1 protein-coding gene is annotated in these 1,306 nt (G+C 50.6%); it reads right to left on the reverse strand.

Annotated features, from left to right (window positions below; all coding sequences use genetic code 11):
- Window positions 1-29 precede the first annotated feature (29 nt).
- Window positions 30-1,187: a transposase gene (locus ACQ4M5_RS41715; protein WP_430681685.1), complete on the reverse strand. Its 1,158-nt coding sequence runs from the start codon at window positions 1,185-1,187 to the stop codon at window positions 30-32.
- Window positions 1,188-1,306 lie beyond the last annotated feature (119 nt).

The following is a 1,306-nucleotide window of genomic DNA, read 5'->3' on the forward strand; positions in this document are numbered from 1 at the left end:
CTTAGTGATGTAGAAAACTTTTTGCAGTCTCAAGATGAGAATGTGGTGACTTTGGAGAATTGAATCCGACAATTTAAGCGCTCTCGCTTACTGGCGGAAGCGCAAGCTGCTGGTGGACTGCGACGGGGTAATGGCTGCAAGCGTGGCAGGCGTTGCCGCAAATGCCGGAGTTGTTCAAGATAGCGCAAGCCCAATTGCAGAAAACTCAAGCCTCGGTCTGGATGGGTATCCAAGGTTCGACGCAGACCGCAACGCACAAGTAAACAGCCTAAGATCAAAGCAATCAGGGTGGCAATATCCAGGAGCATAAAGAGGCTGGTGAGGGCGGTTGCGTCACGCAGATGCGATGGGATGATCTCAAAGGCAGCAGACTTGTAATCCTTGATGTGGGGTTCGATGCCACCAAAGCGTTTGCCATAGCGCTCAAAGGTTTGCAATGAAGGCGGCTGACTGCTGAGAACAGCCCAAGATTCCTGCAATCCGGGCAAGGTCGCAGTGGCAAGATGACAGGAAATATCTTCTAAAATCGTCACGTTTGGAAACAGATAAACTTGCTCGACCGGAGGCAAGAGTTGAGCCACGGACTGAGAACGACCTGATGCTAAAGTAATCGTGAGATTGCTTTTGGCACGAATTGACCACTGCCAATTGTGTCGATTGCACCATCGGATCAACTCGCCATGCTCAAAGCCCCGGTCTGCAAGCAGTGTCACCCGACAATCGGGCGGTAACAAGGTGAGAACCTGCTCTAAAACGGGAAGATAAGCGTCAAAAGCAACGCTGGCACTCCCATGTTCTAAAACCATCTGAGCGAGAGTGAACGAGCGTCCACCCCAAACAAAACAGACGCCGACCCAACAAAATTGATCCCACAATACACTGGTATCGAGGGTAAGCAGCACGTCTTCGCCGACGAAGGCTTGCAGCAATTGCTGTAATAACGGGACGTAGAACGTTTCAGCATTCACTTGCGGATTGGTCAGTAAGTAGTTCAAGCGGGCGTGATGGCTGCGAGCAGTGCAACCCCGGTGGCTCAAGTAAGGCAGCCAGTGATGAATGCAAGCACTCTCGGATTGCAGAATTGCAGCGACCGCTTCGGATACTCCCTCTAAATGCCGTTGGTCACGAGGCTGAATCCATTGACGAAATTGGTCGCTTAGTTCACGATACAGATGGGGCAGTTGCATAGGATTGCTTTTTGTGTGGAAACTTGAGCATCTCACAATTTGCCCCGCTCAAGTTCCCTTCTGTCTCATTGAGACTGCCGCTGTATCAACCTTTTCAAGACTTTTCTACATCACTAAGG

Origin of the sequence: Leptolyngbya sp. AN10, from assembly GCF_050565645.1 — a bacterium.
GTDB lineage: Bacteria > Cyanobacteriota > Cyanobacteriia > Leptolyngbyales > Leptolyngbyaceae > Leptolyngbya.

Coding starts and splice junctions, on each gene's coding strand:
- ACQ4M5_RS41715 (WP_430681685.1), bottom strand. CDS start 1,187: ATGCAACTGCCCCATCTGTATCGTGAACTAAGCGACCAATTTCGTCAA.